A 23,156-nucleotide genomic window follows, 5' to 3' on the forward strand; every position below is an offset into this window, starting at 1 on the left:
GATGCACAGCTCCGGCTTACAGTGGCCTGACGCCCTGTGGGAAAAGCTGTCCCCAGCACCCTGACGATGGCATCCACCTGTGCAGTGAACGAGGAGAGAGCTGTGAGCACCGAGAACGAGGGCACGTCGGTTCCGGCGGACCCGAGTGCCCCGTCCGCCCCTCCCGCGCCTCCCACCCCTCCCGTACCGCCGGCGTCGTCAGCACCTGAGCCGGCAGCGGTGCCGGAGGCGGCGCCCGGGCACTCCCCCCGGTCCGAGCCCGCCACCGCACCGCTGCCCGTGACACCCGCGGCGGAGACCACGGGTGCCTCGGGCGCTACGGGCGCCGCCGGTACCGCGGGCGGCTGGCCGCCGCCTCCGCCTGCCGTGCCGGCCTGGGGCGCGCCCGTCCCGCCCGCTCCGGAAACCCCGCGTCGGCGGACCGGCGGACTCGTCGCGGCGGTCCTGGCGGCCGCCCTGGTCGCCGGTGGCGTCGGCGGCGGCATCGGCTACTGGGCCGCCGAGCGCGGTGACGAGGCCACGAGCTCGACCACGGTCACCGCCGGCGACTCCCCGGCGGCCTTCAAGCGCGAGCCGGGGACGGTCGCGGCGGTGGCGAACAAGGCGCTGCCGAGCGTCGTGACCATCCAGGCCAAGTCCGGTGGCCTCGAGAGCGAGGGCGAGGGCGGCACGGGCACCGGCTTCGTCTACGACGAAGAAGGCCACATCGTCACCAACAACCACGTGGTGGCGTCCGCGGCGGAGGGCGGCGCGCTCTCGGCGACCTTCTCCAACGGCAAGACGTACGACGCGGAGGTCGTCGGCCGGGCGGAAGGCTACGACGTGGCGGTCCTGAAGCTGAAGAAGGCCCCGGAGGACCTGACGCCGCTGCCGCTCGGCGACTCGGACAAGGTGGCGGTCGGCGACTCGACGATCGCGATCGGCGCGCCGTTCGGGCTGTCGAACACGGTCACGACGGGCATCATCAGCGCCAAGAACCGCCCGGTCGCCTCCGGCGACGGATCCGGCGGCAAGAACTCGTACATGAGCGCCCTGCAGACCGACGCCTCGATCAACCCGGGCAACTCCGGCGGCCCGCTGCTCGACGCCCGTGGCGCGGTGATCGGCATCAACTCGGCGATCCAGTCGACCGGCGGCGGCTTCGGCCAGTCCCAGGCGGGCTCGATCGGCCTCGGCTTCGCGATCCCGGTCAACCAGGCCAAGAACGTCGCCGAGCAGCTGATCAAGACGGGCAAGCCGGTCTACCCGGTGATCGGCGCGACCGTGAACATGACCGACAAGGGCGAGGGCGCCACCATCGCGGAGGAGGGCGCGGGCGGCACCCCGTCGATCACCCCGGACGGCCCGGCGGCGAAGGCCGGCCTGAAGCCGGGCGACGTGATCACCGCCTTCGGAGACCGCCAGATCGACAGCGGCCCGACCCTCATCAGCGAGATCTGGACCCACCAGCCGGGCGACCAGGTCAAGATCACCTACGAACGCGACGGCAAGCCCGCCACCACCACGGTCACCCTCGGCGAACGCACGGGCGACAACTGACCGGCTAGGCTGTCCCCCGCGCCACTCCAACGGAATCCGGCGCGGGGTGGGTTGCCCGAGCGGCCTAAGGGAACGGTCTTGAAAACCGTCGTGGCGCGAGTCACCGTGGGTTCAAATCCCACACCCACCGCTTGCAGGTCAGAGAAGTAGCAGGTCAGAGGGCGGGCCCCGGAATCCGGGGCCCGCCCTCTGTGCTCACCGTGTCTCACCCTGAATCGGCTGTATCCCGGTGCTGACCAGTGCGTATGGGCCATGTGTGGGCCAGGACCCGAGGGCTCACCCGCCGCTCAGGCCCTTCTCGATCAGCTCGTTCGCGCGGGACTGCTGACCCTTGAGGATCTTGGCGTAGAAGCGGAAGAGCACCGTGAGGCTGTGTCCGGCCCGCTGGGCGACTTCCATCGGGTCGACGCCCGAGTTGATCCAGAGGGACACCCCGGCGTGGCGCAGCGAGTACGGCACGTCAGCGAGGGGGGTCTTGCTTTCCTTCGCTGACAAGGCTTTGACCCTGGCCGCGTCCCAGAGCGCGCAGTACTCCGTAGACCGGACTCGCCCGCCCCTAGCCGCGCGGAACAGTCGGCCATCATCCGCGACCCCGTACTTCTCCATATGCTCCCGCAGCATCGCGGTCAGCACAGGCGGGATGGGCACGGACCTGGTGGCTGTCCGGGCACGGCGCTTGAGTCCGCGCTGCTCGTACGACTTCCCATCGTTGGTCCAGCCTGAGCCCACCTCCGGGCTGCTTCCGGCAAGGATCAGCTCACCCCATCCGGTCTTGGGCAGGGTGCAGTCCTCGGCGCGCAGAGCCGCGATCTCTGACGGTCGCATGGCGGCGTAATACAGGCACCCGAAGAAGGTGGCCATGTGCTCGCCGCGCACGCCGAGCTGCCGTACGGCATCGATCAGGGCGGCAGCCTGATCCGGGTTGGGGACGTACCGGAAGTCGACTTCGTCGTCCTTGTCCGGGGCGGTCCAGTCGACGCGCCCGAGAGGGTTGACGGTGAGGGTGCCGCGCTCTACCGCGTACCGCAGGGCATTGCTCAGAACCATGCGCTTCCGGTTCGCCGTGTTGTCAGCCGCGGGCTTTCCGTCGAGCCTCTTGGAGAGTGCGTCCAGCGCCTTGCGCAGCCGATCCGACGTCCCGACCTCGGTCATCTTGACGGTGTTGTCCGCGATCCAGGCGAGTGCTGCCGCGATGTCCTCCGGCGGATCCTCGACCTTGTGGCGTGGGCTAAGAACCCCGTCATCGCCCTGAGCGGCGCGGAATGCCCATCCATAGAGGGCCCTGCGTAGTACGACGTCGTCGGGTGCTCCGCGCGAGGCGGACACGAACGCCGGCGTCACGGTGGCCAACGTTTCGGCGATGCTCGCACGGTGCTTGGCCGCCGCCTTCGGCCACTTCATGAGCGCGTACGCGGTGGCGTGCTCGAACCAGGTCGGCGTAGTCAGCGCCTCGAACTCTGAGACAGGAAGCCCCGTCTGCTCGTCGAACTGTTCACGGTTGCGGAGGGCGGTCAGCAACTCTGAACGGCGCCCGTCAGCCTGCGGCTTGAGTTTGAAGCTGCGGGAGTGCGGTCGTGAGCCGACCCGCCAGCGCAGCTCAAACGGCTTCGGACGACCCTTGCGCTGTCGGATGGACCAGATGTCTACGTCGTACGTGAGCATGTCTCTCCAATGGCAGAGAGGGCCCGCCGGATGGCGGGCCCTCTCGATGACGGATGGATCAGGCGGCGGCTTCCTCGCACCCGGACAGCCATGCATCCAGGTCCGAACGACGCACACGAAGCTGACCGTTGGGGAGCTTGATCAGGCGCGGCCCCTGAGCGCGGGCGCGCATCCGGTAGAAGGCGGCTCGGCTCATGCCGAGTTCTGCCAAGACCTCGGGGAGCTTGAGCATCTGCGGGCGTGCCATGACGGTGCACTCCTTGGTAAAGAGGCTTGGGGCCTCTCGGCCCCCTCCTGGGAAGTCCGCTACATCCGCTACATCCGCTACATCGCAGGTCAGCGGCTTGTTTTGTGTAGCGGAGGGGCGGGATGTAGCGGCTACGGCGCCGGATCGGTCCGTGATCCGTAGCCGCTACATTCGGGGTTTGCCGCTACGCGGGGACCCCTTCTGAGCTGGGGTGTAGCGGCTGTAGCGGATGTAGCGCTTGCTGGGGAGCGGGCGGGCAGTAGCGGGCCCAGGCGTCGGCGAGGTCGGCGGCGAAGTAGCCCTTGAGGATGCCGCCGGCGGTGCGGATGTTGCGGGTCACGATCGGCTCGTTGTCGCCGGTCATGTACTCGCGCAGCATCTTCGACAGGCGGCGGGAGTCCAGCGGACGGCCGCCCATGTCGGCCCAGGGGGCGTCGTCGAGCGCGTTGAGACGGTCGATGACGGCGATGGTGGGCAGTCGGTCGACGCCGACCATGACGTGGTCGCGCAGATCGGTCAGCAGCCGGATCCCGAGGCTGCCCTTGTCGTCGACCTGCGCGGCTGCCACCAGCTCCACGCACGCCTTGCGGGCGCGCTTGGGCCACTCGCCCCCGGCGGCGTCGGCGACGGCGAGCAGCGGCTCCCACACATCGGCCGGGCGGTCAGTGACGCCTTCGGGCATCTCGGGCCACGCTCCGGCGACCTGCTCGCGCACCTGGTCGGCCCACGCGGCGAGCCGGTCGCGCAGCGCGTGCCCTTCCTTCTCGTGGATCCGCTGCCGGAACGCTTCGACCTTCTCGTTCCGGGCGCGGCGGCGCATGCGGATGATGACGGAGCGGGTCAGGATCGTGTCCGGCAGGGAGCCGAGTCCGGCGACCGCGACGGCGGTGTAGGACGGAAAGGCTTGGACGGTCTGGTTGCCGCCGTCGCCGATGCACCGGTAGGTGACTCCGGAGCGGCGATGGCCGGCGTTGAGGAAGCCGCGGAGTTCCTCGTTGTCTCCGGCCTTGGGGCCGAAGACTGTGTCGATCTCGTCGAACAGGATCGTCGGCCGTCCCTCGGGGTTGGAGACGGCCCGGAACAGTGCCGCCGCGCTCGCGTTGACCGCGACCATGGGGTTCGGGGTCAGGGTTTCCACGATCTCCAGCCCCCGGGACTTGCCCGAGCCCGGCTCCGGGGAGAGGAACGCGAGCCTCGGGGTGGAGTCGAAGCAGTCGAGCAGGTGCGCGTGGGCGTCCCACAGAGCCACGGCGACGTAGGCGGCCTCGCGGGGGAAGACGTTGAAGCGGCGATGGAACTGCTCGACTTCGGCGAGCAGGGCAGCGCCGTCGATGGGCTGCACGCTCATGCGGCAGTCCTCCCTTCGGTGAGCGGGGCGACGGGGGCCCCGGTGCAGTCGGACCTGTGGGCGTCGTACTCAGCGACGAGCGCGGTCACGGCCTGAAGGCCGATGGCGGTGGCGGTCTGCCCGCAGGCGCAGGCGTAGGCGGCGTTCGGGGTTCCGTCGGTGCGCTTGGACCAGCGGGCGCCGTCGTAGTGCGAGCGGTAGACCGGCGCCGCATGGATGCGGATTCCGGGCGCGTCCGGCGTCGGGTCGCCGGGGTTGGGGAGAAGAGCAGAAGGGACGCCTTCGGCGACGACCTTCGAGGCGCCCACGGTCCGCAGGCGGCGGGGCTGTTCGGCGGTGCTGGGGCGGTCCGGGGTGCGGGTGTGGCTCTTCAGGCGGGGAGGCGGAGGGGTGGTCATGCCGCCCTCCGCTGCGGGTTGTGGGCGATGGACCAGTTCAGACCGCTGCGAATGGTCGCCGCACAGGCCCGCGTCGACAGGCCGGCCGCCTCCCCCGCCTGTTGAAGAGCCTCCTCGACCACGTTCCTGGGGAGGTCGCCCCACGCGATGAACCGCCCCAGGGCTCGCGCGGCGGACAGCAGGGTTGCGTTCCGCTCGCCCTGGACGGCGTTGTGCACGCTCGCGGTCTCCAGGTCCAGTGCCCGCAGCGCGTACCGGTCCGCCCTCACGCTCCTGCGGGCCGCAGCGGCCCGCGTGGGCGCTGAGACGCGGCGGGGGACGAGCAGGGCGTGCAGCCATTCGGGGAGCGGGACCGGGGCCTGGTTGTCGAGGACGGTGTAGGCGCCGGCGGGGGTGAGGCTGCCGGGGGCGACGACGTATCCGCCCCACGCCCGTGTGTCGATGAGCCTGCCGAGCTTGCCCGCACTGTTGATCAGGCGGGTGGCGTCCGGGGCGGTGAAGTACAGGTGCTCTCCACCGCTCGCGGTCCGGACCCGGTAGGTGTCGGGGACGGGCTGCCCGGCGCGCTCGCAGAGCGCCTTGAAGGTCGTCACGCCGTCAGGCGTGTCCGCATTGCTCTTCAGCTTGGGCCGGTCGAGGTCCACCACGAGCAGCCGGGACGGGCCGGTAGCGATGCCGATGTTGAACGGACGGTCGGCCCACGCGCGGCGGATGCGGTCGGGGTCCATGGTGGCCCGCTCCTCCCACTTGCGGTGCCCACCGGCACAGTCCCGAATCTGCGGGCACTGCTCCTCGCCATGGAGCGCGGGCCGCTTGTCGCCAGGGCGGAGGGGGAACACCGACCAGCCGCGCTCGGCGGCGCTCAGGGCGGCGTACAGGAGGTGGTTGTTCATGCCGCCACCTCCAGCGCCGTACGGGCGAGGAACGCGGCGCCGATCCACTGCGAGTAGGCGGGCGGGATGGCCTCGGTCAGTTCCTCACGGACGTCGGTCCACGTGATGCCCATCGCGGCCTGAAGCTCCGGCACGGACGGCTTGCCGCCGCCGTTGCCATAGGCGGCGACGTACGGGCCGTCGAAGAACTCCCCGTGCCTCCAGCCCCGGACCCGGCCGCGGTGCGGGACGTGAACGGGGCGCTGGACGGTCCAGCGGCCGAGTTCGAAGTTGCGGTGCCGGAGGACTCCGAGACCGAACATCTCCCCGCACAGCGTGAGGTCTTTGCGGATCTCCGCCCGGCCGTTCGGCTGCTCGATCACGTACGGCAGGCCCGACGCTTCCAGTAGCTCGCGGGTCGGCGGTACGAGGTCGACGTGGTCACCGCCCCAGCCCTGAGACCGGTTCGTGCCGACCGTGAGTGCGCACTTTCCCTGGCAGGGCGGGGAGGAGTGGATGAACGCATACCGCTTGATCTCTCCGGAGGTGATGAGGCGGGCGAGGTGGTCGAGGGCGTCGTCCTGATGCATGGGGAAGGGGTAGTTGGGGCGGGGGCGGATGTCGACGCCGTGGACGTCGAATCCGGCGCGGTGGTAGCCCATGGCCGCGCCGCCGGCGCAGGAGAAGAGGTCCAGGAGTAACGGCCGCGGGCCGTCTCGCCGGATCACGATCGGATGGGTCATGCTGGGTGTCTCCAGTTCTGTGTTGAGTGCTGGCAGGCAAGGGCGGCCCCGGACTTTGGCGAGACGGGGGCCGCCCTTGGCCTTGCTAGAACGGCGGTTCGTCGCTGTATCCGTGGCGAGGGAGCGGGAGGAGGACCCAGTACCGGTCCTCGTCCCAGCACCGGCAGGGCTCCCAGTCGCCGTCGTAGTAGTCGCCGTAGGAGACCCCGCCCTTTCCGGCACAGATCAGGCAGTCGGGGCGGGGCGTGTCGCCGATGACCAGGGCCCGGCGGGGCCAGGTGATCCGGCGGATGCGCAGTCGAGGCACGGATCCTCCTAGAGGTTGGGGATGGCGTGGACGAGGGCGGCGGTGAACTGGTTGATGGGTTCGGCGGCGCCGGTGGAGGCGAGGAAGAAGCCGAACCCGGCGGCGGCGAACGCGGCGCCGGGGCTGAGGGTGCGGGAGCGCAGGAGGAAGAACAGGACGAGCCCGAAGAGGGCGACGAGCGAGACCGTGATGGCCATGGGGTGTGTCTCCCTGGTTGTGGGCGGGCCCGGGTGCATGGCCCTGGGAGGGTCCGGCAGGGATGGGCGACGCCCCCCTTTACCGGCCTTACCTTGCAGGTCAGAGGCCCTTACCTCCCCCTCTACCGGGGTAAAGGGCCCCCTCTACTTCGCCGCCCCTCAGCGATGGGCTGAGGGGCGGCGGTTCGGGTGGTGATCTTGGGGGGCGGTAGAGGGGACCCCCTCTACCAGTCCATGGAGTGGTACAGGGGCAACCGCTACCTGCCGACCGAGAGGAGGATCTCGGCGGGGACGGCGGCCTCGATGTCGCGCCGCTGGTAGCCCGCGCCATTGGCGCCGCTGATCTTGACTTGCTTGCTGGTGCGCTTCACGCCCGCGTTCTCCAGGGCGGCGGCGAGCTGTTCGGCGTTGAAGTCGCCGTAGGTGTCCTCGTCGATGTTCACGAGACCGGCGAGGAGGTCGGTGGTGAACATGCGCGGGGAGTGCCGCATCACTTCGAGGACGTCGGAGACGATCGCGGGCACGGTGATGCCGGCCGCGTCGGCTGCGGCGGTGACGTCGCCCGCGGCCTCGCCGGTGAGCTGCCCCGCCTGCTCGCGCAGGGTCCGGCCCTTGCGGCACAGGGACGCGAACGTGGGCCCGTCGAGGTAGTCGGCCCGCACGGTCACATACGAGGCCGGTCCGGTGACCAACACACCGACACCCTTGTGCTCCTCGGACAGGACCGAGGCGTCGGCTCCCTGGGCGGCCTTGCCCTTGCCGAGGACCATGTCACTGGATGCCCGGTCCACGACCTGGGTCGAGTACCGGATGGTGATGATCTCCCGAAGCTTGGTCGGGACGGACTCTGCGTCGGGGCGCTGGGAGGCGTAGTTGGAGATGAACCCGGCGGCCGGACCCCGGCGGGCGATCCGGCACAGGTCGTTGATGACCTGCTCGCGGTCCTCCCGCTCCATGGCGGTGAAGTACTCCTGCAGCTCGTCGATGGTCAGGAAGATGACCGGCAGGTTGTACTTGACCATGATGTCCGGCGTCAGCTTGCCCTCCGGGCACACCGACGTCGGCAGGTCCCGGAGCAGGGCGAAGCGCCGTTCCATCTCCGCGAGCAGCTCCGCCAACATGGCCTTCAGGGCCTCGATGGCGTCGTCCTCGGCGCCCATCACCAGCCGGTGGGCGACCGCCTTCATGGGCATCCAGTCCGCGCCGCCCTTCCCGTCAGCGACGTAGTGCCGCACATACGGGTCGAGCAGCCCGGCCGACGTGAGGAGCCGCTGGGTGAACGTCTTGCCCCGGCGGGGCAGGCCGCCGAAGAACATCGACTGCCACATGACCGGCACGTCGATCCGGGTTCCCCGGGCGTCCTGCCCGAAGGGGACCGGCTCCCAGATGGAGAACCTTTCGGCCTTCTCCAGCGGGGAAGGGTTCGGGGTGCCGAGGTAGGGGTCGTCGTCGGCGACCCACATCGAGACCCGGCCGGCGTTTCCGCCCTTGGCCGCGCGGACGCGGGACATGATGACCTGGATCTCGTCCACGCCGAGTTCCTGCGCGATGACCTCACGCTTCGCAAGGACGTCGGACGCGGTCTTCCCCCCGCCCCGGGGCAGGTCGAAGATCACCGACCAGCCACGGCCGTCACGGACGGGGCCCATCGTGCACGACACGCGCGGAAGGTCTTTCTCGTCCTTGCCGCTGCCGCTTTTCAGGAGGCCGGCGGCCCGCAGCGCGTCGTTGAGCTGCTGCGCGGACATGTCCACACGGATCGGCGGGGCGGCCTGGTCGAGCAGGCGCGTCTCTTCGCCCCGGCCGAGGTGGGCGAGGGGGATGGTGACGGCGGCGGCGATACCGGCCTGAAGCAGCGGGTCGGCGAGCATGATGCCGGTCGCGGCGGCGGCCACACCGGCGGCGGCGATACCGAACCGCCACTTCCGGGAGCGGGTGCGCTCGGCGTAGGCGGCCTGGTGACGGGCCGCCAGGTCGATGTCCTCTGGGCGGAGCTTGGACTGTGCGCGCAGCGCCTTGACGGTGGCGGACTGCTCCTGCGCGGACATCCACGGCCACACACCTGCCAGCGCCCGGTAGAAGCCGCGGGCGGCGAGCAGCACGGTCTTGAACAGATACTTCGGCGTCCTCACGGAGTGGTAGCGGGTGTGCCACCACGACAGGCGCCCCAACGCGGCCACGTTGGCCAGGATCGACTTACCCGAGCGGGCCCATACCGGCAGGACCGGCGCGTCGGGGACGGTCAGCCAGTCGGAGAGCGGGTTGCCGGGCAGGTCGACCACATCCACGCCCGCAAGGGTCACGGCGGTCTGCTCGTCGGGGGTGGTGGGCTTGTCCAGGCTTATCGGGGCCGCCTCGATGCGGGCGGCGCGGTGCTCGTCGAGGCTGACGACAGCAGCCTCGGGGGCGGGCTCGGTCATGATGGGCATCTCCTGCCGCTCGAAAAGGGGTGGTGGGGAACCCGGGGGCGGCCTGGATCCTTGGCCGGGACAGCCGCCCCCGGGGCACAGCTACTTCTTCTTGGCGTCCTTCTCGGCCCGCTTACGGGCGCCGTCGATGACCCGCTCGACCTTCCGTTCCAGGTCACTGCGGTCGACGGTCTCGCTCGCAATGCAGCGCTTGGCCATCCGGGCGACGTAGTACGCGACCCTGGCGGTCTCACCGGCAGTCAGCTTCGGGTCAGCCATCAGTGGGCCTCCGTCTTCTGCTTGGTGGCCTCGGTGATCGCGGCGGCGGTGGCGAGTTGGGCCCACACGGCCGCCTGCTCGACTACGGCGGGGCTCAGGTCGAGCGGGTGCTGCCGGCTCAGGAGCTGTTCGGCACGCTCCCGGTACTGGGTGCTGTCCACAGGAGTAGGTCCCTTCCGGGGCCGGACTGTCCGGCTCCCCTCACCGCCCACACGGAGTTGGGCGGATCGGGCAGCCGTCAGCCGGTCTTGCGCAGTTCGTGGCTGTGGCAGAGGACGGGGGCGATCAACCAGCTGATTCCTGCGACGGTCCACCGGCCGTTCGTGAGTGGGCCCGGCGGGACCTCGTCCACGATCCGGCCTGTCCGGCCCTTGGCGCGGGGGTCGTCCTCACAGGCGACGATGAGGACCTTGTCTCCGGCGTTGAACATCGTCACCGCCCCTTCCGGCGGGCCCTGCGGACCGCCTTTCCGGCTGCCTTGCCCTGGCTGCCTCCGACCGTCTTCACGACGGTGACGACGCCCCAGGACAGGGCGACGGCGAGGAACGCGAGCAGCGCGAGATTCGCGGCGATGGCGGTCAGCGCACCGACGAGCAGGGGGCCGAAGTAGACCCCGGCCGCGACCGCGCCGGCACCGGCCCCGGAGCCCAGCGCGACCCGCTGCACCGTCCGGTCCGGCGGCGCCTGATGGATGTGCTGATGCACGACCTGCGGGGCGGCGGTCGGCTGATGGATAGCGGGCAGATGGTCGGCGTAGACGTACGTACCGTCCGGGAGCTGAACGACCCGGACCGGCTCAGGCAGGTTGCTCACGGCAGGAGTCCTCTCTGGTCAGGCAGCGTTCCGCTGCTCGGGGAAGGCGCAGGGGGTGCACATGCCGAGCGAGGCGGGGATGCGGTACCCGGCGTCGTGGCGGCACTTGGGGCAGACCTGTCGGGCCGCGTTCGCCCTGTCGAGCGCCGCGCGCTTGGCTGGGGTCATGGGGCGGACGGGCTTGGCCAGGTCGACCCGGTACAGGTAGGCGACGAGCGGCCCCCGCCGTCGACGCGGTCGCTCGAGCTGAGCGGCGACCGGCTGACCGCCCGGTCTTAGTCCCATGGCACGGAGCTGCCGGAACGTGGCGAGACCCTCGGGGGCGAGGCGCCACCGGTAGACGGGGATGGCGCCCATCACGCGACCGCGACCGGCTCAGGTGCCTGCTCGGCGGTCCGCTCGGCCCGCAGGGTCTCCCGCAGCGTCCGGGCCTTGTCCGGCGACGTACGCAGCGCCTTGCGGATGCCCTCGGCCGTCAACTGCTCGACCGGCCACGACTCAGTCACCTGACGTGCCTCGGCGAGGAGTTCCTCGGCCGATCGGCGCGGCCGGGTCGATCGGGCCGCTTCGGGGACTCGGCCGGTCGCCCGACGCGGGGTCGACTGCTCGGCCGCGACCGCGTGTACGGCGAGTCGATCGGTCGGCTCCTCCTCAGCGGGGGAATCGACCTGCTCGGGCGGCTCGATGGCCACCGGCTCGACCAGGACGGGGGGTAGCTCCGGTGCGGGTTCGACCACGTCAGGGGTAGACCGTTCTGGGTCAGTCTGGGTCGATTCCTCCGCATTCGCGGAGTCGATCGGTTGATGATGCAGCACCTTGGCGACCAGATCGGAACCGAAGTAGATCGACCCGACCGGAAGCGACGTCGCGAGCAGGACGAGCAGCCAGTTGACCGGATCCCAGTCGGCCAGTCGGGTCCAGTCGACCGATTCGCCGTGCAGCTCGGGTACGAGACCGTGCACGAAGTTGAGCACCAGCGAGGCGGCGGTGTAGGCGGCCAGGACCCGCAGGGCGAACCTCTTGTCGGCCCGATCCGTGAGGACGAGCGTGGCGACAAGGGCGAGGGCCATCAGGCCGTCGACGACGAACGGGTAGAGCGTCGCTCCGGTCTTGTCCGCGCCGACTGCGGTGGCGACGTCTCGCAGCGCGTTCCAGGAGACCCGGAACGCCATGCCGACGACGGCCACCAGGGCGAGGACGAGCAGGGTCTTCCCGGCCCGGTTCACGCCGCTTCTCCCGAGCCCAGGCGGTTCGTGAGGTCGCGGCGGGCCGCCATGACCTTGTTGCGGGCCCGGCGGGTCCGCCGCTTGTCCAGCTCGGTGGCCGGCCGGTCGATGGTCATGATCTGCGCGTCGAGCAGGTCGACCTCCGCCAGGATCAGCGGCATCTCGCGCTCGATCGCGTCCAGCTCCGCGTCCGACGGGTCGCCGTCGAACGGGACGGCCGTAACAACGGCCTGAAGTGCAGCGATGGACTTCATTGGGTGTGTTCCTCTCAGACAGGAACGGCCCGGAACGAGGCCCCGGAGGTGCAACTCCGGGGCCTCTCGCCGTTAGAACCATCCGGCTCCCCTCGGCCCCGCCCGTACGACACCCGAGAGGGGTCGGACGGGCGGGGGAGGCAACCGGCCGCAGTTAGGAGAGCTGCGGAGAGGTTGAACGCGCGGCCTTCGCCGCGCCGGCCGCCCCATCAAGGGGCGGCTTCGTCACTCATCACGCTGTTCAGTTCTCAACCAACGGTCGCTTCCATAGAGCCGTTTCACGGGCCCTCCGGGCGCCCCGAGCCGCCTGACTCAAGCTCAGATAATGGGCTTGGTCCAGCAGTTGGTGTTGTACCAACAACTCGTTGCCCTGAGTGTGTCCGTCGTCGCTTGGCGCGTCAAGCGCATCGGCGTATGTTGTTGGAACAAGTCGGCCAACACCATGGAGGCGCCGAAATGGGCGAGCAAACGCCTAGGTATCACCGGATTGCTGATGATTTGCGCACCCAGATCGAGCGCGGTGAACTCGCCCCGGGGCAGCAGCTGAAGACGGAGCACGAGCTGATGGAGCACTACTCCGTCAGCCGTAACACGGTCCGCCTAGCCCTCCGGCGCCTGACCGATGAAGGACTCATCATTGCTGGTCAGGGGCGCGGAAGCTTCGTACGCAAGCGCCACACGCCAGCCGTCTGGGACTGGTCGATCCTCGAATCTCGGTCGCGCCACACGTCCGACAACAACGGCGACCAGTGGTCGAGCATCGTGGCCGAAAGTGGCCGTCAACCACGCCAGGAGGTCGCGGTGTCCATTCGTCGACCGCCAGCAGATGTCGCGACGAAGCTCGAACTGTCGACGGACGACGCCCTCACTGTGGTGCGCGAGCGGGTTCGACTCGTCGATCACGAGCCGTACGCCCTCGCCGACTCCTACTTCCCGGAGGAACTGGTGCGAGGCACGCCCCTGATGCTGCCGGAGGACGTCTCAGCACCCGGCGGCGTACTTGCCAGCATCGGGCTCGTTCAGACGCATTACAGGGATGAGATCACCGTACGAATGCCTACCCGGGCGGAGTCAGAGAAGCTGGCCCTTCCAACCGCCACCCCCGTAGCGGTCCACGTCCGGACCGGTTACGACAAGGACGGCCGCCCGCTGCGAGTGATGGTGACCGTTCTGCCGGGCGATCGTCACGTCATTCGATACGACGTACCGGCCGAGTAGAACATGACTGCTCCCCACTTCCTCGCCACTCAACTCTCCGCGACGGCAGACAACTCCCACGTCTGGTACGCGTCCTACGGCTCCAACATGCACACCGCGCGGCTGAACTACTACATCGCTGGGGGGCGGCCACCGGGTGCCTCTCGCGTATATCCCGGGTGCCGGGACAAGACACCTCCGGTCCAGTCCCTACCAGTGGTGCTTCCGGGGACGGTCTATTTCGCCACCGAGTCACCCGTTTGGTCAGGTGGTCGCGGCTTCTACGATCCGACAGCGGAGGGCCTCGCGTTCGCACGCGCTCACCTGATCACCGCAGCCCAGTTCTCGGACATCGCAGCCCAGGAAATGTACCGGGAGCCCGGAGTGGATCTGGACCTCTCTCAGGCGCTTACTCATGGCCGAGCGGAACTCGGCCCGGGACGGTACGAGACTCTCGTGTGCGCCGGCGCGCTCAGCAACATTCCCGTCCTCACGTTCACCGCCCCATGGCGCATGACGGACGTGCAGCTTCGGGAACCGTCCGCCCCCTACGTCCAGCACCTCGCGGCAGGACTGAGTGAATCGGGCGCATGGGGGCCAGCTGAGATTGCTGCCTACCTGGCCACGTGCCCGGGAGCAGCTGGCCACTGGACAACGGAGAGTGTGTTGGCGTTGATCGAGCCGGATTGATCGTTGTCCACGCACTACCTGCTCAAGATTCCCAAGCTGAGACCGCGGGTTCGACCCCTGTCATCTCCGGGGATGGCCCGCCCCGAGCGTCGGTTGCGGACGGGCACCCGTGGAGCCCCGAGAGGGGGGCTTTCCACGGCCTCGTGGGCCATGTGTGGGCCGGGACTGCCATACAGCGATCTCGGCCCGGGAAACGCGCAGGTCAGAGTGATAATGCCCGCTGCATGCCGGTCGGTCTTGAAAACCGTCGAGGCAGCGATGTCTCCGTGGGTTCAAATCCCACACCCACCGCCCCGTGAGACGGCCCCTGACCAGGAACGACGGTCAGGGGCCGTCGGGCTGTCCGGGCGTCCGGGCGCTGTGGAGTCCGTTCGCGTCCCGCGCCGGTGTCAGTGGAGGGTCAGGCGGGCTGCCGAGTGGATGGTGGCGCGGGCCTCGTGTTCGGGTAGGCCCGTGCGGATCGCCGCTGTTGTGAGGGCCTCGGCGAGGGAGTCGCCGAGGCCGTTCTCGTAGGCGCGGCAGGCCGCCCAGAAGAGGCGCGTGTTGCGCTGGCCCTCGTGTGCGGTCAGGACGAAGTGGACCAGGCCTTGGCCGCGGCGGGCGTCGGTGTGATCGGGGTGGTGGGGGCGCCGGGGTGGTGCGGGGGGTGCGATCAGGTTGAGGAGGGCGAGCGGGCAGGGCGCCGGGGCGAGGTGGGCGGTTTCTGGAGCGAGCCGGTACGCGCCACGGGCGGTCACCGAGCCCGGGCCGACCAGGTAGCCGCCGGCCCCGCGGACGTCGATGCCGGGGGCGAGGCGGCTCGCCGAGTTGGGGACCACGACGTCGGGTGGGCCGGTCAGCCAGAGGTGGCGGCCGCCGCTGGGCGTGAGGACGGTGACCGTGGGCGGCACGGTGAAGAGGTGCTCGAGCGCCAGGTGCCGGAGCTTGGCCGTGGGGTCGTCGGCCGGGGGGTCGGTGTCCGTGGGCGACGGCTTCACGTCGAGGTCGATGCCGATCAGGTGGTGCGGCGGGCGCCCGCACGCGATGCCGTAGCCGGTGGCCCAGGGCGCGGCGGCGAACAGTGCCCGTACGGCCGCCGGGTCGGTGGTCGCGTCGTGCACGCCGTGTCCGGGCCGGCCGCATTCCCCGCGGCAACGGGTCGGCACGGCCTCGTCGCGGTGCGGTGAGCGCAGGGCCGGGAGCTTCGTGGGGGCCAGCGGGATGACGGGGAGCCCGCGCTCCGCTGCGGACAGCGCGTGGGCGAGGGCCAGGGTGGCGGAGTGCCGGGAGGAGACGGCCATGCCTCTATTTTCGTACACGCGTTCGAAGAAAGGAAGAGGGAGGGGCTGGAAGGGGTGCGGGAGAGGGATTGGCTGCAAATCTGCCGGAACGCTTCGCCCCTTGCGGCGGCTCGGTCCCCCGGCTGGAACGCCGCTACGGATGTGACCAGCGGGCTTTGAGGTGCTGAAGGTGGTTTATCGACTTGTCCTCACGCTTGCGAGGGAATCGACCGCTCAGGGGTGGTTCGCCGGGGATTCGGTGGGCAACTCTGGAGTCGCGACGTCAAGCACAAACGACCGGGGCGGTCGGCCAACCGCCTTGGTGCGAGCCGCACTTCAGCGCATCGGCGCGAGAGTCACGGCTCGGTTCAGTTCCGCACAGCTCGATTCAGCTCAGCTCAGCTCAGCTGAGTTCGGTTCCAGGAGGAAACACATGGCAAGCATCCGTACCGCCCGCTTTGTCGCCGTTGCCGCCGCGCTGCCCCTGGCGGCCGCGCTCTTCACCGGAGTGGCGCAGGCCGACAACGGCGGCTTCGCGGACAACGGATCGAACACGAGCGTCGCCACCATCCTCGGCAGCGGCGTGGGTGGCGGCAACTTCGGTAATTCGACCACCACGCAGCAGGTGGCCACCGGCTCCGGTGCCTCCAATCAGAACAACACCGCGAGCGTGAACGGCGGGGGATTCACCTCCATCGGTCAGTCGAACACGGTGGTCAACTTCCACCCCTGGTGGTTCTAGCCGACAGCGGGGATCCGGCCCGACGGGGGGTATGACCGCGGGGAGAGCGGCGGCCCGCGTGGCGGTACTTCGGTACCGGCGCGCGGGCCGTTCGGCGTGTGGGCGGCGAGGGGCGAGGGTTGCCCAGGGGGTGGCGACCGTGACCTTGACACGGCTCGCGTATCTGACGGACAGTCAGAAACCTTAGTCGTCCGTCCTGGAGGCGTCGCCGTGCACCTCGCCCCGACCGAGCGGCAGCTACGGCTGCGCGCCGAACTCCGCGCGTACTTCCGGGACCTCATGCCCGAAGGCCCGCCGCTCCCCGCCGACACCGCCGCGCAGCGCGCGCTGCTCCGCCGGATCGGCGCCGACGGCATGCTCGGGCTCGGCTGGCCGCAGGAGTACGGAGGTCAGGGCCGAGGGCCAGACGAGCAGTTCGTCTTCTTCGACGAGGCCTACCGGGCGGGCGCACCCGTCTCCATGGTCACGCTCAACACCGTCGGCCCGACGCTCATGAAGTACGGCACCGAGGAGCAGAAGGCGTACTTCCTGCCCCGCATCCTGCGCGGCGAGACCGTCTTCGCCATCGGCTACAGCGAGCCGGAGGCCGGCACCGACCTGGCCTCACTCCGTACGAAGGCGGTACGGGGGGAGGACTCCTGGCTGATCGACGGACAGAAGATCTTCACCTCGAACGCCCAGAACGCCGACTGGATCTGGCTCGCCTGCCGCACCGCGCCCGAGGCCCCCAAACACCGGGGAATCTCCATCGTCCTGGTCCCGACGGACGCGCCCGGATTCTCCTGGACCCCCATCGAGACGGTCGGCGGCCTGACGACGACGGCGACGTACTACGACGGGATCCGGGTCCCTGCCGGAAACCTGGTCGGGGAGGAGAACGCCGGCTGGGGGCTGATCACCAACCAGCTCAACCACGAGCGGGTCGCACTCGCCGCCATCGGCATGCAGGCCGAGGACTTCTACGCATCGGTGCTCCGCCGGGCCCGTACACCCGATCCGGTGACGGGGTGGCGCCGCATTGACCAGCCGTGGGTACGGATTCGGGCCGCCGAGGCACACGCCCGCCTTGCGGCAACACGCCTGCTCAACTGGCGTCTGGTGGGGGATGTGGGGGCCGGGCGACTGGCCCCCGGCGACGCGAGCGGGGTGAAGTTCGCGGGAACCGAATCGGCGGTGGAGGTGTACCGAATATGTCAGGAGATCGCGGGCGGGGCGGGGCTGGTGAGGGCTGGGTCGCCGGGGGAGTTCGACGGCGGTGAGCTCGAGCGGATGAACCGCGCCGCGCAGATCAACACCTTCGGGGGAGGGGTGAGCGAGGTGCAGCGGGAGATCGTCGCGACGATGCGACTCGGCATGACCGGCACGAAGAGGGACGCGGGTACGAAGGGGGTCGCGGATACGAAGGAGGATGCCGGCACGAAGGGGGACGCGGGTACGAAGGGGGACGCGGGTACGAAAGGGGACGCCGGCACGAAGAAGGACGCCGGTACGGAGCGGGACGGGGGGCGGCGGTGAACGGCGAGGGCGCGGCGCACGACATCGACGCGCGGCTGAAGGCGTACGAGGGGCGGGCGGCCGTAAGCGCCGGCATCGGCAAGGACCTGGTCAACGAGCCGATGATCCGACACTGGTGCGAGGCCATGGGCGACACCAACCCGGCGTACGAAGGCCCGCACGCCGTCGCACCGCCGACCATGCTCCAGGCCTGGACGATGGGCGGCCTGTCGGGGCACACCGGCCGCTCCGAGGCGTACGACGAGCTGCTCGCGCTCCTCGACGGCGCCGGGTACACCTCCGTGGTCGCCACCGACTGCGAGCAGGAGTATCTGCGGCCGCTGCGACCGGGGGACGCGATCACCTTCGACGCGGTGATCGAATCGGTGTCGGAGCGCAAGACGACCAAGCTCGGCACGGGGCACTTCGTCACCACACGGATGGACATCCGGGCCGGCGGGGAGCCGGCGGGCACCCACCGCTTCCGGATCCTCAAGTACGCGCCCGCCGCCCGGCCGTCCCGGCAGCCGGAGACCTCCCGGAAGCCGGAGACCCGGCGGCCGCGGCCCGTGATCAACCGGGACAACGCCGGGTTCTGGGAGGGCGTCGCCGAGCACCGGCTCCTCATCCAGCGCTGCGGGACCTGCGCGACCCTCCGCTTCCCGTGGCTGCCCGGCTGCAACGCCTGCGGCTCGCAGCGGTGGGACACGGTCGAGGCGAGCGGTTCCGGGACCGTCTTCTCGTACGTCGTGATGCACCACCCGCCCTTCCCCGCCTTCGACCCTCCCTACGCGGTCGGGCTGATCGAACTGGCCGAGGGAGTACGGATGGTGAGCAACGTGATCGGGGTGCCCTACGACAAGGTCCGGATCGGGATGCCGGTGACGCTCACGTTCCTGAGGGTCGACGAGGAGCTGGAGCTTCCCGTCTTCCGCGCGGGAGGGGAGGACTGACATGGACTTCACCCCCACGGAGGAGCAGGAGGCCGCCCGGGAGCTCACGGCGCGGATCTTCGGCGATCTCGCCACGCACGAACGGCTCACGGCCGCCGGGACGGGCACCGACGCCGAGCTGTGGAAGGCGCTGTCCTCGGCCGGGCTGCTCGGGGCGGTCGAGGAGATCGGCCTCCTCGGACTGGTGCTGCTCGCCGAGGAACAGGGGCGTACGACGGCCCAGGTGCCGCTGGTGGCGAGTGGTGTGTACGGAGTCCTCGCCGTCGCCCGCCACGGCAGCGACGAACAGCGCGCCAGACTGCTGCCCGGCCTGCGGGACGGTACGACGGTGGTGACCGGGGCCTTCCCGGCCGACGGCCGGATCCACGCCCGGGAGGACGGTCTGCTCTCCGGGAGCGTGGAGTGGGTGCCCTGGCTCCGGGACGCCACCCACGTCCTCGTACCGGACGAGGAGCGCGCGCTGTGGCTGGTCGCCACCGCGGAGGCGTCCGTGGCGCCCGTCGAGCTCACCGCCCCCTGGTCCGCCGGGCGGCTCGTCCTCGACGGTGCCGCAGGCGAGCGGATCGGCGGAGCGGAGGCTCGTGCGGGGGCCCCGGCGGGCGGGGAGGCGGAGGCTCGTGCGGGGGCCTGCGCGGATGTGCTGGCAGCGGCCAGGATCGCGTTCGCCGGGCTTCAGGCCGGGGTCTGCGCCGGTTCGCTGGCCCGGGCCGTCGCGTACACCTCCGTACGGGAGCAGTTCGGGCGCCCGCTCGCCACGCGCCAGGCGGTACAGCTGCGGGCCGCCGACGCCCATATGGACACCGAGGCGATCCGGGTCACCGCCTACGAGGCGGCCTGGCGCCACGACCAGGGCCTGCCGGCCGCCGAGCACGCGCTGACCGCCGCCTGGTGGGCCTCCGAGGCCGGCAAGCGGGTCGTCCACACCGGACAGCATCTGCACGGCGGCATGGGCGCCGACCTCGACCACCCCGTGCACCGGCACTTCCTCTGGGGCAGACAGCTCGACGCCTATCTCGGCTGCGGCACCGAACTCCTCGCCGAACTCGGCGACCTGATCGCGAACGGAGACCCGTTGTGAACGCCGGGGACGAACTGCCGCCGCTGGAGATCCCGATCACCCGCACGCTGATCGTCGCCGGGGCCGTCGCCTCCCGCGACTACCAGGACGTGCACCACGACGCGGAGCTCGCGCGGGCGAAGGGCTCTCCGGACATCTTCATGAACATCCTGACGACCAACGGGCTCGTGGGGCGGTACATCACCGACCACTTCGGCCCGGCGGCGGTGCTCCGCAAGGTGGCGATACGGCTCGGGGCGCCCAACTATCCGGGGGACACCATGACTCTGACCGGGACGGTCACCGACATCGACGGCGACACCGCGCGGGTACGGGTCGTGGGCGCGAACGGCCTCGGCCACCACGTCACCGGCACGGTCACCGTGCTCCTGCCGAAGACTGGCGAGGCCGACGAGACCGACGAGGCCGACGAGGCCGGCGAGAAGGGAGCGTCATGAGCGTCCGCGGGGCGGACGGCCTCGGAGGCCGCGCCGCCATCGCCGGCATCGGCGCGACCGAGTTCTCCAAGGACTCCGGCCGCAGCGAGCTCAAGCTCGCCGTCGAGGCCGTCCACGCCGCCCTCGACGACGCCGGGCTCACCCCCGCCGACGTCGACGGCATGGTCACCTTCACCATGGACACCAGTCCCGAGATCACCGTCGCCCAGGCGGCCGGCATCGGCGAGCTGTCCTTCTTCTCCCGCGTCCACTACGGAGGCGGGGCCGCCTGCGCCACCGTCCAGCAGGCCGCCCTCGCCGTCGCGACCGGCGTCGCCGATGTCATCGTCTGCTACCGCGCGTTCAACGAACGCTCGGGGCGCCGCTTCGGCTCCGGGGTCCAGCGGCGGGAGCCCTCCGCCGAAGGCGCCGCGCTCGGCTGGCAGCTCCCCTTCGGGCTGCTCACCCCCGCCTCCTGGGTCGCCATGACCGCGCAGCGGTACCTCCACACCTACGGCCTGACTCCCGAGGCCTTCGGCCAGGTCGCCGTCACCGACCGCCGGCACGCGGCCCGCAACCCGGCCGCGTACTTCTACGGGAAGCCGATCACCCTCGCCGACCACGCCGCCTCGCGCTGGATCGCCGAGCCGCTGCGTCTCCTCGACTGCTGCCAGGAGACCGACGGCGGCCAGGCGATCGTCGTCACCTCTGTCGAACGGGCCCGCGACCTGCGCCGGCCGCCCGCGGTGATCGTCGCCGCGGCCCAGGGCGCCGGGCGCAACCAGGAGGCGATGACCAGCTTCTACCGGGACGATCTGACAGGCCTGCCGGAGATGGGGGTGGTCGCCCGGCAGCTATGGCGGACCTCGGGACTCGGGCCCGGCGACATCGACGTGGGGATCCTCTACGACCACTTCACCCCGTTCGTCCTGATGCAGCTGGAGGAGTTCGGGTTCTGCGGGCCCGGGGAGGCGGCCGACTTCGTCGCGGCGGACGCCCTGCCGCTGAACACCCACGGCGGGCAGCTGGGCGAGGCGTATCTGCACGGGATGAACGGCATCGCGGAGGCCGTGCGGCAGGTGCGGGGCACGTCCGTGAACCAGATACCCGGCGCGGCCAGGACGCTGGTCACGGCGGGCACCGGGGTTCCCACGTCCGGGTTGATCCTGGGCACGGACGGCTGAGGCGAAGCCCTGAGCGGTGGCCGGTCGGGCCGGGGCGCCCTTCACTCGCCCCATGAAAGGCTCCCTGACCGTCCCCGCGTCGCGGCCCCGCCGCCGATCCGTCCAGACACTCGCCCGCGCGCTGGCGGCCGCGCTCGCCACCACGCTGCTCGCCGCGCCCGCCGCGTTCAACCCCTCCGGGTCGCCCCCGGCCTCCGGTTCGTCCCCGGCTTCCGAACCGCCCACGGCCGCGGGCGGCTCAGCGACGGACTCTACGGACGCCCCTGCCACGGACGCCCCTGCCATGGACGCCCCCGCGGCAGGTGCTCCTCCGGCAGGCGCTCCCCGGGCCCCCTCCCCGTACCGCCACTTCCTCGGACGGGCCTTCGACACCTGTGAGGCGCCGTCCCTCGCGGTGATGCGGGCCTGGCGCGCGTCCCCGTACCGGGCCGTCGGCGTGTACTTCGGGGGCCGGGGCCGGGGCTGCCTGGTCCAGAAGAACCTGACCAAGGCCTGGGTGGCCTCGGTGGAGACCCTGGGGTGGCGGGTGCTGCCGCTGTTCGTGGGGTCGCAGGCGCCCTGCGTGTTCGCCGAGCACAAGAAGGACGTCCCCATCGGCGGCGCCCCATGGGAGCAGGGCACGAAGGAGGCCGGCGAGGCCGTCCGGGCGGCCCGCGCCCTCGGGATCGCCACGTCCAGTCCGCTCTACCTCGACATGGAGGCCTATCGACTCACCGATCTACGCTGCGCCGCCACCACCCTGCTCTTCATCCGCGCCTGGAACCGCGAGGTCCGCCGCCACGGCTACCTGCCCGGTTTCTACAGCAGCGCCGACACCGGCGTGCGCCACATGGAGCGGTCGCGGAAGGCCGGCGTGAAGGACCTTCCGTCCGTGATCTGGTTCGCGCGCTGGCAGGGCGCCCCGGCGCTGTACGCCGAGTCCGAGCTGCACCCACTCGCCTGGCGGGACCGCAGCCGCATCCACCAGTACGCGGGGAACGTGCGGGAGTCGTACGGAGGCCGGAGCATGCTGATCGACCGGAACGCCGTCGACGCCCCGGTCGCCCACGTCACCGCCGCCGCCCACCTCACCGGCGCCGCCCACCTCACCGGCGCCCAACCCTGAGCCGTACCCCGCCCGACTCCACCTTCAGGAGGTCCAGCTGCCCCCACCCCTACAACCTGAGGGGGAGCACGGTTCGGGACCTGGGGCCGATCCCTGGCGAGGCCCCCGCTCCTAGCGTGGAGGCATGACTCCGCCACCCTCTGGCCCCGTCTGCGCCGGCGCCTCCACGGCCGCCCGGGGGGCCGCCGTGACCACCGGTTACCCGTCCTTCTCCTCGTACGTGCGGGCTCGCGGGCCCGTACTGCTGCGCACCGCGCGCTCGCTGACCGCGAACCCGTCGGACGCCGAGGACCTGCTGCAGACCGCGCTGACGAAGACCTTCGTCGCCTGGGAGCGGATCGAGGACCACCGCGCCCTGGACGGCTACGTCCGCCGGGCCCTGGTGAACACCCGTACGTCCCAGTGGCGCAAGCGCAAGGTGGACGAGTTCGCGTGCGAGGAGCTGCCGGAACCGGCCGGTCAGCCGGAGCCTGACCCGGCGGAGCGCCAGGTGCTGCACGACGCGATGTGGCGTGCGGTGATGAAGCTCCCGGATCGCCAGCGGGCGATGGTCGTCCTGCGGTACTACGAGGATCTCAGCGAGGCGCAGACGGCCGAGGTGCTCGGCGTGTCGATCGGTACGGTCAAGAGCGCGGTCTCGCGGGCGCTCGGCAAGCTTCGCGAGGACCCGGAGCTGACGCCCGTACGGTGACCGATCCCCGTACGGTGACCAACCCCCGTGCGGTGGCCGACCCCCGTAGGAACC

General features: G+C 70.7%; 27 protein-coding genes and 1 tRNA gene. 11 read left to right on the plus strand and 17 right to left on the minus strand.

The window, feature by feature from the left end; genetic code table 11:
• The first annotated feature begins 102 nt into the window (after positions 1–102).
• Both ACF06X_RS29160 and ACF06X_RS29165 read left to right on the plus strand, forming a co-directional pair.
• A complete protein-coding gene (locus ACF06X_RS29160; RefSeq protein ID WP_392290298.1) occupies positions 103–1,539 on the plus strand; it encodes a S1C family serine protease in 1,437 nt (478 codons plus the stop codon).
• Between the two features lie 45 nt (positions 1,540–1,584).
• Positions 1,585–1,669 (plus strand) — tRNA-Ser (locus tag ACF06X_RS29165).
• 146 nt (positions 1,670–1,815) lie between these two features.
• Here ACF06X_RS29165 and ACF06X_RS29170 read toward each other — a convergent pair.
• The 16 genes from ACF06X_RS29170 to ACF06X_RS29245 form a co-directional block, all read right to left on the minus strand.
• A complete protein-coding gene (locus ACF06X_RS29170; RefSeq protein WP_392290299.1) occupies positions 1,816–3,201 on the minus strand; it encodes a tyrosine-type recombinase/integrase in 1,386 nt (461 codons plus the stop codon).
• 58 nt (positions 3,202–3,259) lie between these two features.
• Positions 3,260–3,448, minus strand: a complete 189-nt coding sequence (locus ACF06X_RS29175; protein ID WP_392290300.1) for a helix-turn-helix transcriptional regulator — start codon at positions 3,446–3,448, stop codon at positions 3,260–3,262.
• 184 nt (positions 3,449–3,632) lie between these two features.
• Positions 3,633–4,796, minus strand: coding sequence for a DUF3631 domain-containing protein (locus ACF06X_RS29180; RefSeq protein ID WP_392290301.1), 1,164 nt, complete (start codon positions 4,794–4,796; stop codon positions 3,633–3,635).
• A complete protein-coding gene (locus ACF06X_RS29185) occupies positions 4,793–5,194 on the minus strand; it encodes a hypothetical protein (protein WP_392290302.1) in 402 nt (133 codons plus the stop codon). The genes ACF06X_RS29180 and ACF06X_RS29185 overlap by 4 nt, the downstream gene beginning before the upstream one ends.
• The gene (locus ACF06X_RS29190) at positions 5,191–6,087 is read right to left on the minus strand and encodes a bifunctional DNA primase/polymerase (protein ID WP_392290303.1); all 897 of its coding nucleotides are present in this window, start codon (positions 6,085–6,087) and stop codon (positions 5,191–5,193) included. Before ACF06X_RS29190 ends, ACF06X_RS29185 begins: the two co-directional genes overlap by 4 nt.
• Complete coding sequence (locus tag ACF06X_RS29195; protein WP_392290304.1) at positions 6,084–6,809, minus strand: DNA methylase; 726 nt, start codon at positions 6,807–6,809, stop codon at positions 6,084–6,086. The genes ACF06X_RS29190 and ACF06X_RS29195 overlap by 4 nt, the downstream gene beginning before the upstream one ends.
• Before the next feature lie 85 nt (positions 6,810–6,894).
• Positions 6,895–7,116, minus strand: a complete 222-nt coding sequence (locus ACF06X_RS29200; protein WP_392290305.1) for a hypothetical protein — start codon at positions 7,114–7,116, stop codon at positions 6,895–6,897.
• Between the two features lie 8 nt (positions 7,117–7,124).
• Positions 7,125–7,313, minus strand: coding sequence for a hypothetical protein (locus tag ACF06X_RS29205; protein WP_392290306.1), 189 nt, complete (start codon positions 7,311–7,313; stop codon positions 7,125–7,127).
• A 257-nt stretch (positions 7,314–7,570) separates the two neighbouring features.
• On the minus strand, positions 7,571–9,733 hold the full coding sequence (locus tag ACF06X_RS29210) for an FtsK/SpoIIIE domain-containing protein (RefSeq protein WP_392290307.1): 2,163 nt from the start codon (positions 9,731–9,733) through the stop codon (positions 7,571–7,573).
• A 90-nt stretch (positions 9,734–9,823) separates the two neighbouring features.
• On the minus strand, positions 9,824–10,000 hold the full coding sequence (locus tag ACF06X_RS29215) for a DUF6257 family protein (RefSeq protein ID WP_392290308.1): 177 nt from the start codon (positions 9,998–10,000) through the stop codon (positions 9,824–9,826).
• Complete coding sequence (locus tag ACF06X_RS29220; RefSeq protein ID WP_392290309.1) at positions 10,000–10,161, minus strand: hypothetical protein; 162 nt, start codon at positions 10,159–10,161, stop codon at positions 10,000–10,002. Before ACF06X_RS29220 ends, ACF06X_RS29215 begins: the two co-directional genes overlap by 1 nt.
• A gap of 77 nt (positions 10,162–10,238) precedes the next feature.
• Positions 10,239–10,430 carry a hypothetical protein gene (locus ACF06X_RS29225; RefSeq protein ID WP_392290310.1) on the minus strand — a complete coding sequence of 64 codons (192 nt, stop codon included), beginning with the start codon at positions 10,428–10,430 and terminating at the stop codon, positions 10,239–10,241.
• A 2-nt stretch (positions 10,431–10,432) separates the two neighbouring features.
• On the minus strand, positions 10,433–10,813 hold the full coding sequence (locus tag ACF06X_RS29230) for a DUF6251 family protein (protein WP_392290311.1): 381 nt from the start codon (positions 10,811–10,813) through the stop codon (positions 10,433–10,435).
• Positions 10,814–10,831: 18 nt separating this feature from the next.
• Complete coding sequence (locus tag ACF06X_RS29235) at positions 10,832–11,170, minus strand: RRQRL motif-containing zinc-binding protein (RefSeq protein WP_392290312.1); 339 nt, start codon at positions 11,168–11,170, stop codon at positions 10,832–10,834.
• Positions 11,170–12,039 carry a DUF2637 domain-containing protein gene (locus tag ACF06X_RS29240; RefSeq protein ID WP_392290313.1) on the minus strand — a complete coding sequence of 290 codons (870 nt, stop codon included), beginning with the start codon at positions 12,037–12,039 and terminating at the stop codon, positions 11,170–11,172. The genes ACF06X_RS29235 and ACF06X_RS29240 overlap by 1 nt, the downstream gene beginning before the upstream one ends.
• Positions 12,036–12,293 carry a DUF6284 family protein gene (locus tag ACF06X_RS29245; RefSeq protein WP_392290314.1) on the minus strand — a complete coding sequence of 86 codons (258 nt, stop codon included), beginning with the start codon at positions 12,291–12,293 and terminating at the stop codon, positions 12,036–12,038. Before ACF06X_RS29245 ends, ACF06X_RS29240 begins: the two co-directional genes overlap by 4 nt.
• A gap of 456 nt (positions 12,294–12,749) precedes the next feature.
• Between ACF06X_RS29245 and ACF06X_RS29250 the strand changes: the two genes are divergently transcribed.
• Positions 12,750–13,511, plus strand: a complete 762-nt coding sequence (locus ACF06X_RS29250; protein WP_392290315.1) for a GntR family transcriptional regulator — start codon at positions 12,750–12,752, stop codon at positions 13,509–13,511.
• Between the two features lie 1,058 nt (positions 13,512–14,569).
• Here ACF06X_RS29250 and ACF06X_RS29255 read toward each other — a convergent pair.
• Positions 14,570–15,460 (minus strand): bifunctional DNA primase/polymerase, encoded by an 891-nt coding sequence (locus tag ACF06X_RS29255; RefSeq protein WP_392290316.1) that lies wholly within the window; start codon positions 15,458–15,460, stop codon positions 14,570–14,572.
• A 412-nt stretch (positions 15,461–15,872) separates the two neighbouring features.
• On the opposite strand from ACF06X_RS29255, the gene ACF06X_RS29260 reads away from it, so the two are divergent.
• The 8 genes from ACF06X_RS29260 to ACF06X_RS29295 all read left to right on the plus strand — a co-directional run bounded on the left by ACF06X_RS29260 (position 15,873) and on the right by ACF06X_RS29295 (position 23,102).
• Positions 15,873–16,181: a hypothetical protein gene (locus ACF06X_RS29260; protein WP_392290317.1), complete on the plus strand. Its 309-nt coding sequence runs from the start codon at positions 15,873–15,875 to the stop codon at positions 16,179–16,181.
• 210 nt (positions 16,182–16,391) lie between these two features.
• Complete coding sequence (locus ACF06X_RS29265; RefSeq protein ID WP_392290318.1) at positions 16,392–17,696, plus strand: acyl-CoA dehydrogenase family protein; 1,305 nt, start codon at positions 16,392–16,394, stop codon at positions 17,694–17,696.
• A complete protein-coding gene (locus ACF06X_RS29270) occupies positions 17,693–18,628 on the plus strand; it encodes a bifunctional MaoC family dehydratase N-terminal/OB-fold nucleic acid binding domain-containing protein (protein ID WP_392290319.1) in 936 nt (311 codons plus the stop codon). The genes ACF06X_RS29265 and ACF06X_RS29270 overlap by 4 nt, the downstream gene beginning before the upstream one ends.
• Position 18,629: 1 nt before the next feature.
• Positions 18,630–19,706, plus strand: coding sequence for an acyl-CoA dehydrogenase family protein (locus tag ACF06X_RS29275; protein ID WP_392290320.1), 1,077 nt, complete (start codon positions 18,630–18,632; stop codon positions 19,704–19,706).
• Complete coding sequence (locus ACF06X_RS29280) at positions 19,703–20,143, plus strand: MaoC family dehydratase (RefSeq protein WP_392290321.1); 441 nt, start codon at positions 19,703–19,705, stop codon at positions 20,141–20,143. Before ACF06X_RS29275 ends, ACF06X_RS29280 begins: the two co-directional genes overlap by 4 nt.
• Positions 20,140–21,306: a lipid-transfer protein gene (locus ACF06X_RS29285; protein ID WP_392290322.1), complete on the plus strand. Its 1,167-nt coding sequence runs from the start codon at positions 20,140–20,142 to the stop codon at positions 21,304–21,306. Before ACF06X_RS29280 ends, ACF06X_RS29285 begins: the two co-directional genes overlap by 4 nt.
• Before the next feature lie 52 nt (positions 21,307–21,358).
• Entirely contained in the window at positions 21,359–22,411 is a 1,053-nt protein-coding gene (locus tag ACF06X_RS29290; protein WP_392290323.1) for a DUF1906 domain-containing protein, read from the plus strand.
• 124 nt (positions 22,412–22,535) lie between these two features.
• The gene (locus ACF06X_RS29295) at positions 22,536–23,102 is read left to right on the plus strand and encodes a SigE family RNA polymerase sigma factor (protein ID WP_392290324.1); all 567 of its coding nucleotides are present in this window, start codon (positions 22,536–22,538) and stop codon (positions 23,100–23,102) included.
• The last annotated feature ends 54 nt before the right edge of the window (positions 23,103–23,156 follow it).

This window comes from Streptomyces sp. NPDC015346, from assembly GCF_043078785.1.
Classification (GTDB): domain Bacteria; phylum Actinomycetota; class Actinomycetes; order Streptomycetales; family Streptomycetaceae; genus Streptomyces.